The sequence below is a fragment of the Ochrobactrum quorumnocens genome, from assembly GCF_002278035.1.
Lineage (GTDB): Bacteria > Pseudomonadota > Alphaproteobacteria > Rhizobiales > Rhizobiaceae > Brucella > Brucella quorumnocens.
Window position 1 is genome coordinate 85,939 of record NZ_CP022603.1, and the last position, 14,984, is coordinate 100,922.

Here is a 14,984-nt window from a genome sequence, read left to right on the forward strand (position 1 = left end):
TGCAGGCCAGTTCGGTTAATAACCCTGTATGAACAAGGTAGGTACGGACCGGACTGAATGCCAGCGTAATACACTGGATAGAGTGTGCGGTCGAGTTTAGAACAACCTGTGGATAATTTATGCTTATCCTGTGGAGCGCTTTGTGGATAAGTCAGACGTGATTTATCTTTAAAGGATTGAATTTATTATAATTATAAGTGGCCCTGAGAGGGGAAACTTCAACAAAAACTGAAGTATGATAATGTTTTCATTGATTGCCGATGCCGACTATTCTCTTCGTTAAAAGCATTTGCTCGTCTTGATCTGTCTCAATATCAGTGCAGAATATGTTGCATGCATTTGCCGGACATTTTTGTAACCAGTTGTAATTGCAGAGAATCTACTTGTAGAACGACGTGGCATGAAATGTCATATAAATGAATAATTGTGCAGGCTTAACGCATTGATTTCAAAGGGAAATGTTTTGGAGGCCTCACCCGGAATCGAACCGGGGTGCAAGGATTTGCAGTCCTCTGCGTAACCACTCCGCCATGAGGCCATCCGTAAGAGGTCTGTCAAATCAGTCAGCGCTCTCTTGAGCAGTTCCAATATTGATCCAGACACGCTTCGTCAAGCGGTTAGCCGTGATTGATTTATTTTTCTCCAAGACTTTGTTGCGGGTACCGGAGGAAAGAGTCATTCGTCCGGGTCACGGTCGGCGGGCGTTTGCGGGCGTGCAAGATTACCTTTTGAAAACGTGTAGCCTGTTTCGACTGCGTTCCGGCCAAATTTGTTGCGTAGGCGATCAATAGCACCTTCTGCGACAGCACGTTTTGTGGCCTGTGTGTCGACCAGATCCGGCGGGTCGGCGCGGTCGTCTGATGAGAGTTCACCCACACCAATGCCAAGCAGCCGGAACTTGGTTCCATCCAGTTCTTTTTCCAGAAGCTGAAGGCCAGTACGGAAAATACGATCCGCAAGCTGAGTAGGGTCAGCCAGTTGGCGATTGCGCGTCCGCAACTTGAAGTCTTGTGTTTTGAGCTTGAGCACGACCGTCCGTCCGGCAATGTCACCAGCCTTCAGACGCTGCGATACCTTCTCGGACAACGCACGCAGGACAGGGACCAGATCGCTTGCTTGCGAGAGGTCTTTGTTGAATGTTGTTTCGGCTGAAACACTTTTCATATCATGTTCGGGTTCAACCTTGCGGCTATCTTGTCCACGTGACAGCCTGAATAGCCGCTGACCCATTGTGCCATAGGCTTTCATCAGTGCACCTTCATCCATCATCTGAAGTTGTCCGATGGTGCGAATGCCATCACTCTCGAGCTTGGCATTGAAGGATTTGCCTACACCCCAGATCATGCTGACCGGTTTGTTACGCAGAAAATCGAGCGCTTCGGCTTCACCGATGATAGAAAATCCACGCGGCTTTTCAAGGTCAGAGGCCACCTTAGCCAAATACTTGCAATAGGATAGGCCTACCGAAATGGTAATGCCTATTTCTTCTTCGACCCGTCTGGCAAAGCGTGCCAGCACAATCGCCGCTGGTGCACGATGCAGTCGCTCTGTACCTCCCAGATCGAGGAATGCCTCATCAATGGAAATGGGTTCGACGAGTGGAGTGAGATCGCGCATCAGTTGTCGAACTTCACGCCCGACACGCGCGTATTTCTCCATATTCGGTTTAACGACAACTGCTTCAGGGCAAGCTTCAAGCGCTTTGAACATTGGCATGGCAGACCGAACACCATGAATGCGCGCAATATAGCAAGCGGTCGAAACTACGCCACGCTTGCCACCACCAATGATAAGCGGTTTGTCGCGAAGCTCCGGATTATCCCGCTTTTCTACCGATGCATAAAATGCGTCGCAATCGACATGGGCGAGCGACAGCTTGTAAAGCTCTGCATGGCGAACCAGACGTGGGCTGCCACAGGCGCGGCAGCGTCGCGCGGTTTCGAGTTTTTGCAGCGATAGGCAATCGCGGCAGAAACCATGTTCTGAACTATTTTCTGCGAATTGGTTGGCCATGGCTGCATGCGGTTTGATGAACATAAAAGGAACATCGTTTTATAGCACTAAAGCTTGGGAATGCCATCGTCACACTGATGTCCTGTCAGCTGTGCACTTGACATTGGCAAGGATATCACCAAGTTTAGCACTATGAACAACCGTTTTGCTTCCATACTCCATCGGGTTCAACCGATCACGGGATAGCAACCCTCGAGTCCTGCTCAGCGCAGAGGATTCCGGGGGACGGTTTGCCGCTTGCCTTCAAGCGGAATTACTAAAAGCGCTTTCTTCCAAAATTCAATCAGTTACTCCGGACCGGAATCGTTACGGAGAACAATTATCATTAGACAGCAGTGAGCTATCGTCATGAGCGTAAAGAACCGCAAGAAGCCTAAGATCGTCGTCAGCGACATCGATCACGAACGCCTGACAATTCTGGCCGGTAACGTCTCCGAAAAACTGGAGGAAGTGGCCGAGGAATTGTTGCAGGAACTCGACCGCGCCAAGGTGGTGCCGCAGAAGAAACTGCCAGCGGATGTCGTTCATATGGGGTCGACTGTCGAATTTCGCTCTAATGACGGTCACGAGCGTAAGGTAACGCTGGTTTATCCGGGCGAGGCGGATATTGCTCAGGGCAAGATTTCTATTTTGACGCCAATCGGCACGGCACTTATCGGCCTGACGCCAGGCCAGTCCATGTCATGGATTGCACGCGACGGCAAAGCTCATGAGTTGAGCGTTTTGAGTGTATCTGCTGCAGAAGTCGCAGGCGCAGAGTAAATTTTAGCGACGACAAAAAAGCGCCTAGAACGGGCGCTTTTTATATAGGGAGCTGCTGAGACGGTGTGTATTCGCTGTGCCGTTCTAAAGATGCTGGTTTAACCCACCGGGCAGCAGTGAAGCGGCCTTTTCAATACTCGCTGGATCGCGCCCTGTTTCCTCGCAAAAGCGCAGCAGGGTCGGTTCGTGGCTGAGATAAAATTGCAGGACGCCCTCCAGAAACCCCGGTTCTTGAGCCGCAGATCGAATTGATGAGATCTCGATCCCAGTGAGTGCGAGAAAGCGCGGCATCAGATCCTTGTCCTGAGCCAACCATACGAGCGCTTCGACTGCAAGGTTTTCTGCATCCGCTTGGCTCATGAGGCTTTTCATCTGCTTCTCCGCTTTAAATCATTTGTTTTGGCATTTCAGGTCCCGGAAAGGCCGATTCCTGTTCTTCCCGGATATATCTTACAATAGCCGCGCGACAATGCGAGATTTGGCGAATATTTGCCATTCGTCAATGAAATGCGCTTAAACTATATAGGAACCATGTCGGTGTGATGGGCAGAACAAACCTGTCTTTGAACAGGAAAGAATAAGGCCAGGGAATATTCGATGACCAAAAGTGTGATGATCGTCGAGGACAACGAACTGAATATGAAGTTGTTTCGCGATCTTATCGAAGCCAGCGGATATGAAACCATCAGGACCAGAAATGGTCTTGAGGCGCTTGATCTTGCCCGAGAGCACCGCCCTGATCTTATCTTGATGGATATCCAGCTTCCTGAAGTGTCCGGGCTGGAAGTGACGAAATGGCTCAAGGATGATGAAGAACTGCGCCACATACCAGTAATCGCAGTCACGGCCTTTGCCATGAAAGGCGATGAGGAGCGTATTCGTCAGGGAGGCTGTGAGGCCTATATATCCAAGCCGATTTCTGTTCCGCGTTTTATTGAGACGATAAAATCTTATCTGGGCGACGCCTGATCATTTTCAATGTGGGGAAGTTTACGGAGTGAGAATCTGGGGGGCTAGGCATCATGACGGCAAGAATTCTCGTCGTTGACGACGCGGAATCACACGTAAAGCTGCTGGAAGCTCTCCTGTTGCGCGAGTATTACGAGGTCGTAACGGCCTCTAACGGCGCAGAAGCTATCGAAATTTGCCTTGGCGGCCAGATTGATGTGGTTATTCTCGACGTCTTATTGCCGGGAATGGATGGTTTTGAAGTTTGCCGTCGCCTGAAAGATGACCCGCGCACAACCAATATTCCTGTTGTGATCCTGACGGCACTGGATAGCCCAAAAGATAAGATCAAGGGACTTGAAGCAGGCGCAGATGACTTCATGTCGAAGCCGGTCAAAGATCTTCAGCTGCTTTCCCGCGTCAAGAGCCTTGCCCGGCTCAAAATGGTTTCCGACGAATTGTTCCTGCGCACAGGCACGGTTGCCGACACGGAAGTGGAAGCGCTGCTCGTCACCAAACTTTCTGGCCGGTTTGGGGGCGGAGAGGATGCCGCCCGCATTCTCGTTGTTGATGAGAACGAACTGGCTGGCGCTCGTCTTCGCATGATTTTGGGCGAAGATTATTTTGTCGATGTTGCTCATGACGCCAATGGTGCGCTGATCAAGGCGATTGACAGTGACTACGACAGCATCGTTATTTCTGCCGATTTTACCTATTACGATCCGTTACGGCTCTGTTCACAGATGCGCACAATCGAGCGCACAAGGCTTGTGCCGATCATCCTGATCGTGAACGAGGATGAAGGCTCGCTGGTCGTCCGCGCACTTGAGCTTGGCGTAAATGACTATGTGATGCGGCCGCTGGAGAAGCTCGAGCTTTATGCGCGGCTGCGCACGCAAATCAAGCGCAAGTGCTACAACGACCTTTTGCGTCAAAGCCTGCACCGTACAATCACCATGGCGGTGACAGACAGCCTCACAGGACTGCATAACCGTCGTTACCTCGATACCCACATGCCGGTGCTGCTTTCGCGCGCTACGGGGCGTGAGCGGCCTTTATCAGTCGTTATGATCGACTTTGACCATTTCAAGCGCGTGAACGACAAATATGGTCATGATGGTGGAGATGATGTGCTGCGAGAATTTGCGGTGCGGCTGCGCAAGAAGATTCGCGGCATGGATGTCATGTGCCGTTATGGCGGCGAGGAGTTTGCGATCGTCCTGCCCGATACTGATATAATGGCTGCAGCTGCGGTGGCCGAACGTATTCGCGAAGCGGTGGCAGAGACCCCTTTCCTTCTGGCTAGTGGCAAGCATAAGATCAATATGACGATCAGTATCGGCATCGCATCGCTGCGTCTCATGGGAGGCGACACCGCCGAGGCGCTCTTCTCACGAACTGATGCTGCACTTTATGAAGCCAAGAAAAACGGCCGCAACAGGATTGCTCTGTCTGCTGCTTAGAGCGCATCCCGAAAAGTGCAAAGCGGTTTTCGGACAAGATGCGTATTAAAAAAGTCAGGACACATCCAACGCTTAAACGAAAAAAGCCGTCTCGTGAGAGACGGCTTTTTTGATTCCGGCCAGTGTGTGATGTCTGGCGGAGGAAACGAAAATTACTTGATTTTCGTTTCCTTGAAGTCGACGTGCTTGCGCGCAATCGGGTCGTACTTTGTCTTTGTCATCTTTTCCGTCATCGTGCGGCTGTTCTTCTTCGTTACGTAGAAGAAGCCGGTGTCAGCGGTCGACAAAAGCTTGATCTTGATGGTCGTAGCCTTGGCCATATCGAAATACCTGCTCTTTCATGATTAAACCGCTGCGAGTCTCGCCAATTGGCTAGAAGCGGAAATTCGGCGCGACACTACGGATTGAGGGCGAAAAGTCAACCCCGCTTCTTCCTTTGGACAAGTCTTATCGCAGCAAAGAGTGCAAAAGCTGCAAAAAAGATGCCGAGAGTGAGCGGAAAGCCCTTTGGTCCCATGGCATCCATGCCCACACCGACCGCTTGAGGTCCTGCGAGCATGCCGATTGCATAGCAGAAAACAAAGGCAGCGTTGGCGGAAGCCAACTCGCGACCGGTGAGTTCTGAACCAAGATGCGCGAGGCCGACCGTGTAGAGTCCCGCCACAACGCCACCCCATAAGAACAGGACGGCTGCCATCAGATACCAGCTTTGCATGAGATATGGCAGGGCAATCATACCGATGAGGCCCGTCACAGCACAGAACAGCAGCAGCTTACGCCGGTCTGAAATACGGTCGCTTATGATACCGAGCGGTATCTGCATCAACACATTACCAAGCCCGATCATTGTCAGCAGCAGCGCTGCGTCCCCTTCATCATATCCGACTCGCGCGCCAAAGACCGGAAACAGAGCGAAACCGCCTGTTTCGACGGCACCAAATACGAAGACTGCCATGGTTGCAGTGGGAACAGCAAAGATGAACGGCAGAAAGGGAACATGATCGCCTTCCTCGAAATCCGGACTGTCGCGCCAGGCGAGTAGCACGGGTATCGTAGCCACTATGATGATTGCAAAGCCGACATAGAAGGGCATGCCTCCCGCACTGCCGATCTTGGAGAATAGCCATGGGCCCAGTGCGAAACCCAGCGAAAGTGACGTCGCGTAAATGCCAAGCACAAGTCCGCGCTTTTCAGGCGGGGCGGAGGCATTGATCCAGTATTCGGACAAAACAAACAGCACAGTCAGCGCAAAATGCAGAACGATCCGCAAGGCGAACCATGCCCAGAGCGGTTGCAGGAAGTGGAAGCCTAGAAAAGCAACACTGCCGATGACAAGCATGAGCACAATGGCGCGTGCGACGCCCAGCCGGGCTGCAATCGGTGCCGCGAGTGGTGCGGCGACAATCGACGCAAGGCCAGCGACAGCCGTGTTGGCGCCGATCAGGCTTGCGGAGTGACCGCGTGCTTCAAGAAGTACACTCAGAAGCGGTATGCCCAAGCCAATTGCAGCGCCCATAGCGCTGATCGTAGCTATTGCTGCAGCAAGCGAACGCCAATGCATCTGGCCCTCATTCGGCCCGCCTTCCGGTTCCCGGGAGGCAAGATCGGTAGGGTGGATTTCTTTGTTCATATTGTCAGATCACTTCACGGACAAAGCGGCCATGCCGCTTGCTGTATTGTGCCACAGGCAAGGTGGCAGGCAGGTCGAGCCGAGTTTCTGTGAGCAGCATTCGCGCTTCCTTTAGAATGGCCTGAGTAATTCGGGCAACGTCGAGTTTATCAACTTCATCAATTGTCACCCAATCCAAATCTTCCAGTTCGCCACTTGGAACAAGTGATGCTCGTTCAAGTTCCGGCAGGCTGTCGCGAAAGGCGATAAAAAAACGCGCATCAAATCGACGGACATTGCCGGGTGGCGTTACCGCTCGAGCGAAATAGCGCAGATCACCAAGCGCTGGCAACGCACCACGTTCAAGGAATGCACACCAATCCTTGTTATCAGGCATTATTATGTTGGTGGATGACAAACGTTTGGCAAAAGAGGTTTGATCGGAGTTCGGCCTGTCAAAGGATGTACGTGCAATCCTTAGCCCGGTTTCCTCAAAAGTTTCTCGGATAGCGCAAAGCCCTAGCGCACGAGCCCTGCGCTGCGAAGCGCGGGTTCCCATGCCTGTCATCAGTTTTTGGGTGTCGTTTTCACTGAGTTCTGTTGCCGCCGTTACCGCGCCGTCCCCTGCCTCTGCCCGTCCACCGGGGAAGACAAATTTGCCCGGCATGAAAGCCAGACTGGGATGACGTTTGCCCATCAGAATGCGTGGCGTGCGACCTGTCCGGTCAATCAACAACAACGACGCTGCATCGTGTGGACGCAGCGCCGATTTAGTTGATGACTGATTGGAATGGACGGGGGAGGTCACGGCAGAACCGCCTGTTATGTGACGTCGCCGTAATCGCCTTCGCCCTGTCCACCAAAGCCGTGCATGAACAATGCCCATTGCAGGCCGATGGTTGCGCCCTTGATGGGCTGTAGCAAGATCAGGGACATGATCACAATCATCGGACCCCATATCGCCATATGAGCCCACAATGAGAGGTTGGTCGTGGCTTCCACGCCCATGAATGCGCCAACCACGATGTGTCCGACGATGAGGATCGTCAGGTAGGCAGGAAGATCATCAGCGCGCTGCTCGGTATAATCTTCTCCACAGACAGAGCAATGATCCACTGGCTTTACAAAGGCGCGAAACAGCTTTCCCTCACCACAATGCGGGCAGCGGCATTTGAATCCGCGCCAGAGAGCCTGACCAAGAGGGCGGCTCGGACGCGCGGTTTTCTGGCTTTCGCCACCGAAAACCTGAACATGACTATTTGTGGAATTGGCCTCTAACGTGCTCATCTGCGACCTTTTCTCTTAGAACCCGTTTTCTTGGGCCCTGTTTTGGAGGCGCCGGAAAAGCCTGCAGGCTTTCCTTTGCGCCCGCGCATTCCCTTGCTTGCCTTATGATGCGAACGTGTCGACATCGGCAGGGAATGCGGTTCGGAAACCATCTCAAAACGAAGCGCACCCGCAACGGGGAGCGCTTCCACAAGTCTTACCGTGACAGTATCGCCCAGACGGAAGCCTTTTCCGCTTCTTTCTCCGGCGATCGCATGGTTCGCTTCGTCATATAGATAGTATTCATCACCCAAAGTTGAAATGGGCACAAGTCCGTCTGCGCCATATGTCGCAAGAGACACGAAAAGACCAGCCCTGGTGACGCCTGTGACGCGGGCTTCGTAATCGTCACCAAGATGGGCGGCGAGGAAGTGTGCGATAAGACGATCAACAGTTTCTCGTTCGGCGAGCATGGCCCGGCGTTCAGTCGAGGAAATCAGTGCCGCAGTTTTTTCAAGTTGCGATTCTTCTATCGCGGTCAGCCCGTCATTACCCAGGCCAAGAGCCTTGATCAGAGCGCGATGGACGATGAGATCTGCATAACGGCGAATTGGCGATGTGAAATGCGCATATTTGTGCAAATTCAAACCGAAATGGCCGATATTGTCAGGGCTGTAGATAGCCTGACTTTGCGTGCGAAGCACAACCTGATTGACTAGATCCTGATGATCCGTGCCATCAACTGCTTCCAGAATGCGATTGAACTGGCCCGGCCTGAGTTCGGCCCCCTTTGCGAGGTTCATATCAAGCGTACGCAGGAATTCACGCAGGCTTTCCTGTTTTGCGAGTGCAGGCGCGTCGTGAATACGGAAGATCAGCGGCTGGCGGCGCGCTTCAAGCACTTCAGCCGCAGCCACGTTGGCCTGAATCATGAACTCTTCAATGAGCTTATGTGCATCAAGCCTTTCCGGCACGATGACCTTATCAACCTTGCCGTCGGGAGCCAGTAGAATTTTCTTTTCTGGAAGGTCGAGCTCAAGCGGCTCGCGTGCATCGCGACCACGCTTCAAGGCTGCATAGGCGGCCCACAGCGGCTTGAGAATGGTATCAAGAATGGGTGCGGTCTTATCGTCCGTCGCACCGTCAATCGCTGCTTGAGCCTGCGGATAGGCCAATTTTGCAGCTGAACGCATCAGAATGCGGTGGAACTTGTGTGACTTCTTGTGACCGTTGGCATCGAACACCATACGCACCGCAAGCGCGGGTCGATCTTCCAGTTCACGCAATGAACAGAGATCGTTGGAAATGCGCTCGGGCAACATCGGTACAACGCGGTCGGGGAAGTAGACCGAATTGCCGCGTTTCAGCGCTTCACGATCAAGTGCAGAATTCGGGCAAATATAAGCAGCGACATCGGCAATAGCGACGATCACAATATGTCCGCCAGTATTATCCGGGTCTGTATCGGGTTCTGCATAAACCGCGTCGTCATGATCCTTTGCATCTGCCGGATCGATGGTAACGAGCGGAATCTTACGCCAGTCTTCCCGATTGCCATCAAGCGTCGCAGGCTTGGCGTTTTCCGCTTCCCGGATGACATCATCCGGGAAAATATGCGGAATTTCATGTTCATGGATCGCAATCATCGACAGCGCTTTTTCGCTGTCGATGGAGCCGACTACCTGACGCACCTTGCCTGCTGGCAGGCCGTAACGGCGCGAGGATGTAAGCTCGACTTCGACCAGATCGCCGCTTTTAGCATCCTGTAGGGACTGCGGGTCCAGCTGCACTTCCGGTTGTTTGCGGTTGACTGGTTCCAACCGCCATTCGCCGTTGCTGAGCTTGCGTAACACGCCGAGCACTGCATTGTTGCTGTGGTCGATTACCTTGATCACGCGAGCCGAATATTCCGGGCCGTCATTTTCCTTGCTACGGAAAATCTTGGCCAATACGCGATCGCCAACACCCACAGTGGGGCCATCGGAGGCTTTATTGAGACGCGTACGGCGGATCAGCACTACCGGCGCCTTACCATGTTCGGCTTCGTCCCAATCCGTTGGACGCGCAACGAGACCACCGTCATTGTCCCGTCCGGTTACGTTTAAAGTTGTGATCGGGGGCAACGAACCAGGGCGCGACAATTTGCGATCGCGTTTTTCAACGAGCCCTTCATCGGCTAGCTCACGCAACAGGTCTTTTAGATAGACGCGTGCGTCGCCCTTGATGTTGAAGGCTTTGGCAAGTTCACGCTTGCCAGCGCGATCCGGATTTTCCTCAATGAACTTAAGAACTTCGTCACGCGTCGGCAAAAAGGAAATCGGATCACCCGATTTCGCCGCGTTTGATTTTGCTGTTGTTGCACGCCGTTCGGTCCGCGCGGATCGTCCGGTATCTGGTTTGGGGAAACGGCGCGCCAAGTCTTACTCCTCTGCCGCTTTCGCCTTGCTTTTTGATTTAGCAGCGGGCTTCTTTGCGGCGGTCTTTTTCGTTGTTGTCTTCTTTTCAGCAGTCGCTGACTTGCTGGCGGCTTTACGTGCCGGAGCCTTTTTGGGCTTCGTGCTGCCAGCTTTTTCCGTAATCAGGGCGAGCGCTTCTTCAAGCGTCACACTTGCCGGGTCTTTGCCCTTTGGCAGGGTAGCATTGACTTTGCCCCAGTTGACATACGGACCATAGCGGCCATCACGGACGGTGATTGAACCACCATCAGGATGATCGCCAAGCGTTGCAAGCGCTGCAGGTGTGGAACGCCCGCGACCAGCACCCTTGGATTGTTTGTCGGCAAGCACAGCAACCGCACGGTTAAGGCCGACCGAGAAAACTTCGTCAGCATTTTCGAGGTTCGCGAACGTACCGTCATGGCTGACATAAGGACCATAGCGTCCAATGCCGGCTGAAATCATTTTGCCGGTTTCAGGGTGCTGTCCGACATCGCGTGGCAGCGACAGAAGGGCAATCGCCTTTTCATGATCAAGCGTATCGACCGACCAGCCTTTCGGCAGACTCGCGCGCTTGGCTTCCTTGCCTTCGCCGCGCTGGATATAAGGTCCGAAACGTCCGGTGCGGGCAGTGATTTCTTCGCCGGTGAAAGGATCTTTGCCGAGTGACTTTGGTTCATCAGAAGCCGCAGCATCGCCACTTCCCTCACCACCGAGCTGACGAGTGAACTTGCATTCGGGATAATTGGAGCAGCCGACGAATGCGCCATATTTGCCGAGCTTCAGCGAGAGTTGACCTGTTCCACAAGTTGGGCAGGTGCGTGGATCGCTGCCATCGCCGCGATCCGGGAAGGCAAGCGGTGCCAGTTCTTCGTTGAGCGCGTCGAGAACATTGGTAACACGCAGTTCCTTGATGTCGTCGACAGAGCCGGAGAAATCACGCCAGAAATCGCGCAGCACGTCTTTCCACGACAGCTTGCCGTCGGAAATCAGATCGAGCTTTTCTTCCAGATCGGCCGTGAAATCATATTCGACATAGCGCTTGAAGAAGCTTTCAAGGAACGATGTTACCAGACGGCCTTTCGGGTCTGGCGTCAGCTTGCGCTTGTCGATGGTAATATATTCCCGATCGCGCAAGGTGGCGAGTGTCGCCGCATAGGTCGAAGGACGGCCAATGCCGAGCTCCTCCATTTTCTTGATGAGAGAGGCTTCGGAATAGCGCGGCGGTGGTTCTGTGGAGTGCTGCGTGGCGTCGATCTTTTCACGCGCAATCGCTTCACCAGAGCGGATTTCCGGCAGCTTTGCGCTGTCTTCATCCTCGTCCTCTTCCTCGCGATGATCTGTATAGGCAGCTAGGAATCCGTCGAACTTGGTGACCGAACCATTGGCGCGCAGCATTGCCGACTTCGAGCCGTTCAAGGCCTCGATGTCTGCTGTCGTGCGTTCAATGTCGGCAGCCTGCATCTGGCTTGCGATAGCACGCTTCCAGATCAGCTCGTAAAGACGCGCCTGATCTTCATCTAGATAGCGGCGCACTTCTTTGGGGTGGCGCATGAAGTCAGTCGGGCGGATTGCTTCGTGCGCTTCCTGTGCGTTCTTCGCCTTGCTGGCATAATAGCGTGGCTTTTCCGGTACGTAGTTCGGGCCGAAGCTTTTGCCGATCGCATCACGCGCTGCAGTGATCGCTTCGGGCGCCATTTGCACACCGTCAGTTCGCATATAGGTGATGAGACCGGTGGTTTCGCCGCCAATGTCTACGCCTTCATAAAGGCGCTGCGCCACCTGCATGGTGCGCGAAGCAGAGAAGCCGAGCTGACCGGACGCTGCCTGTTGCAAGGTCGATGTGGTGAATGGAGGCCCAGGATTGCGCTTGGTTGGCTTTGCCTCGACCGAGACTGCCTTGAAGCTTGCGCCTTCAAGCATGGTTCGGATCGCGCTTGCCTGCTCTTCATTCTTGATATCGAGCTTGCCAAGACGCTTACCATCGACAGCGGTTAGGCGTGCCGTGAAGTTATCATTGCGTGGCGTTTTTAAAAGCGCGGCAATGTTCCAGTATTCTTCACGAATGAAGCGCTCGATCTCGGACTCGCGATCACAGACCAGACGAAGGGCTACCGACTGAACGCGGCCAGCCGAACGAGCACCTGGCAATTTGCGCCACAGGACCGGCGACAAGGTAAAGCCGACCAGATAATCGAGAGCACGGCGAGCCAGATAGGCGTCAACCAGAGGCTCGTCGATGTCACGCGGATTGGCGATAGCATCAAGGACAGCCTTCTTGGTGATTGCGTTGAATGCAACGCGCTTTACCGTTTTGCCCTTGAGAGCTTTCTTTTGATTGAGAACTTCCAGCACATGCCATGAAATGGCTTCCCCTTCGCGATCAGGGTCAGTTGCCAGAAACAGGCCATCGGCGTCCTTCAACGCTTTGACAATATCTGCCAGACGCTTGGCGGAATTGCTGTCCACTTCCCAGGACATGGCAAAATCTTCGTCCGGGCGGACGGAGCCATCCTTAGCTGGCAGATCTCGCACATGACCAAACGAAGCCAGAACCTTATAGTTCGAGCCGAGATATTTGTTGATAGTTTTGGCCTTGGCAGGCGATTCGACAACGACAACGTTCATTAAAGCAGCCTAGATTCGCGATCTTCCAAGGCAAAATGCCCATTCATCGCGTTCAAATTGTTGCCTTTCACATGAACAGCGGTTTGCGTTTGGTCAAGAGCATGATGACAAAATTCGTCAAATACAACTTAAAATTGCTGCTGTTAAGTGTATAACCAATGGTAGTATTTGGTTGGGTATATCCGATGGGTTTGAACCAGGAGGGTGATTTTCACGTGATGGAAACAGAAACGTCGTGGGGGCATAAATGGTTCAACGGGAGACAGCTCACCGCGAGACATTGGCGCATAATGAAGAAATGTTTCAAGAACTCGTCAAGATGGCAAGGACAACCGATAGTCATCTTTTGGCCTATCTGATGGATATGGCATTGCAGGAAGCGCGAGACAATCAACATAACTATACATAACTGACTTTATAAATGCTCCTCTTGCGGCATAAGAGCTACCTGATTGCCGGGAAAGTGTAACAGCCTCCCGACAAGATCAAGTTCGAGCAAGATCTAGTTGTGCGGACCGGCATTAATGCCGACATGCCTGACCAAAGTGTCCACATCAATCGGTACAGGGTCAAGGGCGTCGACCATAACATCACCCTCCTTGTCTTTGGCGATTGGTTGCAGCACTGCCGGTTCTTCATCAAGCTGGTTCAAGAGATCAGCCTGTTCCAGATCGGATAAAATGCTGCCATCGGGCATAAGTGGTGCAAGAGATTCGATAACGTCGTCTGCTCTGGTAACGAGTGTTGCGCGGTGAAACGTGCGCCAACGACAGACACATTGCGCGACCCAACGATTGCTACGGGTGGTTAGTGAAACACATTCGCGTCGCCCTTGATGATAACCAGAGGTGTGCTTCGCAATTTTTCAGTTGTTGCGGATAGTCGGGCTCGCCCATGCCAACAAGGCGGGCTCCCATACGCTCAATGACTTCAAGCTTACGCTCAGCATCGTCCAATGACAAAACACACTCTGGCCGCGAGCCGCCACGAAAATTGAGGTCGGGCAATCGTTCGATGGCGTTAGCTGCGGAGCCACAAAAGAGAATCAGGTCTCGGAAAGCAACCGGACCGATGTTTTCGGTTTGGATAAGGCATAGCCAGTTGATCCGCTGGCGGACGGAGAGGCGAAAGTCTTCGAATTCGCGCCCTCTTTCATCCCTTTTTACCGATCTTGCTTTCCGTGCCGCTCAGAAGCCGCGAAATATTGGCTTGATGTTTGATGAAGATGATCACCGTCATGACGGCAAACAATGCTGCAATCGCAAGATCTCCACGCACGTAAAGTGCAATTGGGACAATAAGGCTCGCGACCAGAGCCGAAAGCGACGAATAGCGGGTCAGTAGGGCTGTGATGATCCAGGCGGCGATGAACACCAGCGCACCGGACCAGGCAAGCCCAAGCAGGATGCCCAGATAGGTCGCAACGCCCTTGCCGCCTTTGAAGCCGATCCAGACAGGAAAAAGGTGGCCGATAAAGGCACCAAATCCGGCTGCAATCGCAGCATATTCACCAAAGCGCGAAGCAATCAGTACAGCGAGGGTGCCTTTAAATGCATCAAGAAGAAGCGTTGCAGCAGCGAGTTTCTTGTTTCCGGTGCGCAAGACGTTGGTCGCGCCAATATTGCCAGAGCCGATGGCGCGCACATCGCCAAGTCCGGCAAACCGGGTCAGGATAAGCCCGAAGGGAATAGAACCGAGAATGTAACCGAAAACCAGCGTGCCGAGCGACACCAAATTGAAAAGACCTGCTTCGGCCATGAAACTCCCCATTTGTTCCATATATAAATTAAAGTACGAAGCGGCTTTGTGAAGGATAATACGTCAAAACAAATAGTTAGAGCAGTTTCAACGATTCAGCCT

At 53.0% G+C, this 14,984-nt stretch carries 13 protein-coding genes, 1 tRNA gene and 1 pseudogene; 4 read left to right on the forward strand and 11 right to left on the reverse strand.

Features of this window, described 5'->3' with window-relative positions; genetic code table 11:
- Positions 1–464: 464 nt before the first annotated feature.
- Together CES85_RS00550 and CES85_RS00555 are read right to left on the reverse strand one after the other, a co-directional pair.
- Positions 465–538: transfer RNA gene (locus CES85_RS00550), tRNA-Cys, on the reverse strand.
- A gap of 137 nt (positions 539–675) precedes the next feature.
- Entirely contained in the window at positions 676–2,013 is a 1,338-nt protein-coding gene (locus CES85_RS00555) for a DNA polymerase IV (protein ID WP_095445639.1), read from the reverse strand.
- Positions 2,014–2,361: 348 nt separating this feature from the next.
- Here CES85_RS00555 and rnk point away from each other — a divergent pair, with 348 nt between their 5' ends.
- Positions 2,362–2,775, forward strand: a complete 414-nt coding sequence (gene rnk, locus CES85_RS00560) for a nucleoside diphosphate kinase regulator (RefSeq protein ID WP_095444151.1) — start codon at positions 2,362–2,364, stop codon at positions 2,773–2,775.
- Between the two features lie 84 nt (positions 2,776–2,859).
- Here the strand turns inward: rnk and CES85_RS00565 are convergent, their stop codons facing one another.
- A complete protein-coding gene (locus CES85_RS00565; protein ID WP_095444152.1) occupies positions 2,860–3,147 on the reverse strand; it encodes a DUF3572 domain-containing protein in 288 nt (95 codons plus the stop codon).
- Between the two features lie 225 nt (positions 3,148–3,372).
- Here CES85_RS00565 and CES85_RS00570 point away from each other — a divergent pair, with 225 nt between their 5' ends.
- Positions 3,373–3,744, forward strand: coding sequence for a response regulator (locus tag CES85_RS00570; RefSeq protein ID WP_007878616.1), 372 nt, complete (start codon positions 3,373–3,375; stop codon positions 3,742–3,744).
- Positions 3,745–3,797: 53 nt separating this feature from the next.
- A complete protein-coding gene (locus CES85_RS00575; RefSeq protein WP_095444153.1) occupies positions 3,798–5,186 on the forward strand; it encodes a PleD family two-component system response regulator in 1,389 nt (462 codons plus the stop codon).
- 152 nt (positions 5,187–5,338) lie between these two features.
- On the opposite strand, the gene rpmG is transcribed toward CES85_RS00575, so the two are convergent.
- From rpmG to topA, 6 genes are all read right to left on the reverse strand, one after another.
- Complete coding sequence (gene rpmG, locus CES85_RS00580) at positions 5,339–5,506, reverse strand: 50S ribosomal protein L33 (RefSeq protein WP_007878621.1); 168 nt, start codon at positions 5,504–5,506, stop codon at positions 5,339–5,341.
- A 98-nt stretch (positions 5,507–5,604) separates the two neighbouring features.
- On the reverse strand, positions 5,605–6,747 hold the full coding sequence (locus tag CES85_RS00585) for an MFS transporter (RefSeq protein ID WP_095445640.1): 1,143 nt from the start codon (positions 6,745–6,747) through the stop codon (positions 5,605–5,607).
- Between the two features lie 73 nt (positions 6,748–6,820).
- The gene (locus tag CES85_RS00590) at positions 6,821–7,462 is read right to left on the reverse strand and encodes an NUDIX hydrolase (protein WP_244923257.1); all 642 of its coding nucleotides are present in this window, start codon (positions 7,460–7,462) and stop codon (positions 6,821–6,823) included.
- Between the two features lie 155 nt (positions 7,463–7,617).
- The gene (locus CES85_RS00595) at positions 7,618–8,082 is read right to left on the reverse strand and encodes a DUF983 domain-containing protein (RefSeq protein ID WP_095444155.1); all 465 of its coding nucleotides are present in this window, start codon (positions 8,080–8,082) and stop codon (positions 7,618–7,620) included.
- Positions 8,079–10,478, reverse strand: coding sequence for a ribonuclease R (rnr, locus tag CES85_RS00600; protein WP_244923190.1), 2,400 nt, complete (start codon positions 10,476–10,478; stop codon positions 8,079–8,081). Before rnr ends, CES85_RS00595 begins: the two co-directional genes overlap by 4 nt.
- 3 nt (positions 10,479–10,481) lie before the next feature.
- Positions 10,482–13,124, reverse strand: a complete 2,643-nt coding sequence (gene topA / locus CES85_RS00605; RefSeq protein ID WP_095444156.1) for a type I DNA topoisomerase — start codon at positions 13,122–13,124, stop codon at positions 10,482–10,484.
- 247 nt (positions 13,125–13,371) lie between these two features.
- Here topA and CES85_RS27000 point away from each other — a divergent pair, with 247 nt between their 5' ends.
- Positions 13,372–13,533 (forward strand): hypothetical protein, encoded by a 162-nt coding sequence (locus CES85_RS27000; RefSeq protein WP_157743376.1) that lies wholly within the window; start codon positions 13,372–13,374, stop codon positions 13,531–13,533.
- A 6-nt stretch (positions 13,534–13,539) separates the two neighbouring features.
- On the opposite strand, the pseudogene CES85_RS00610 reads toward CES85_RS27000, so the two are convergent.
- Both CES85_RS00610 and plsY read right to left on the reverse strand, forming a co-directional pair.
- Positions 13,540–14,280 (reverse strand): annotated as a pseudogene (locus CES85_RS00610) (DprA-like winged helix domain-containing protein).
- Positions 14,277–14,882: a glycerol-3-phosphate 1-O-acyltransferase PlsY gene (gene plsY / locus CES85_RS00615; RefSeq protein WP_095444157.1), complete on the reverse strand. Its 606-nt coding sequence runs from the start codon at positions 14,880–14,882 to the stop codon at positions 14,277–14,279. Before plsY ends, CES85_RS00610 begins: the two are co-directional and overlap by 4 nt.
- Positions 14,883–14,984: the final 102 nt, after the last annotated feature.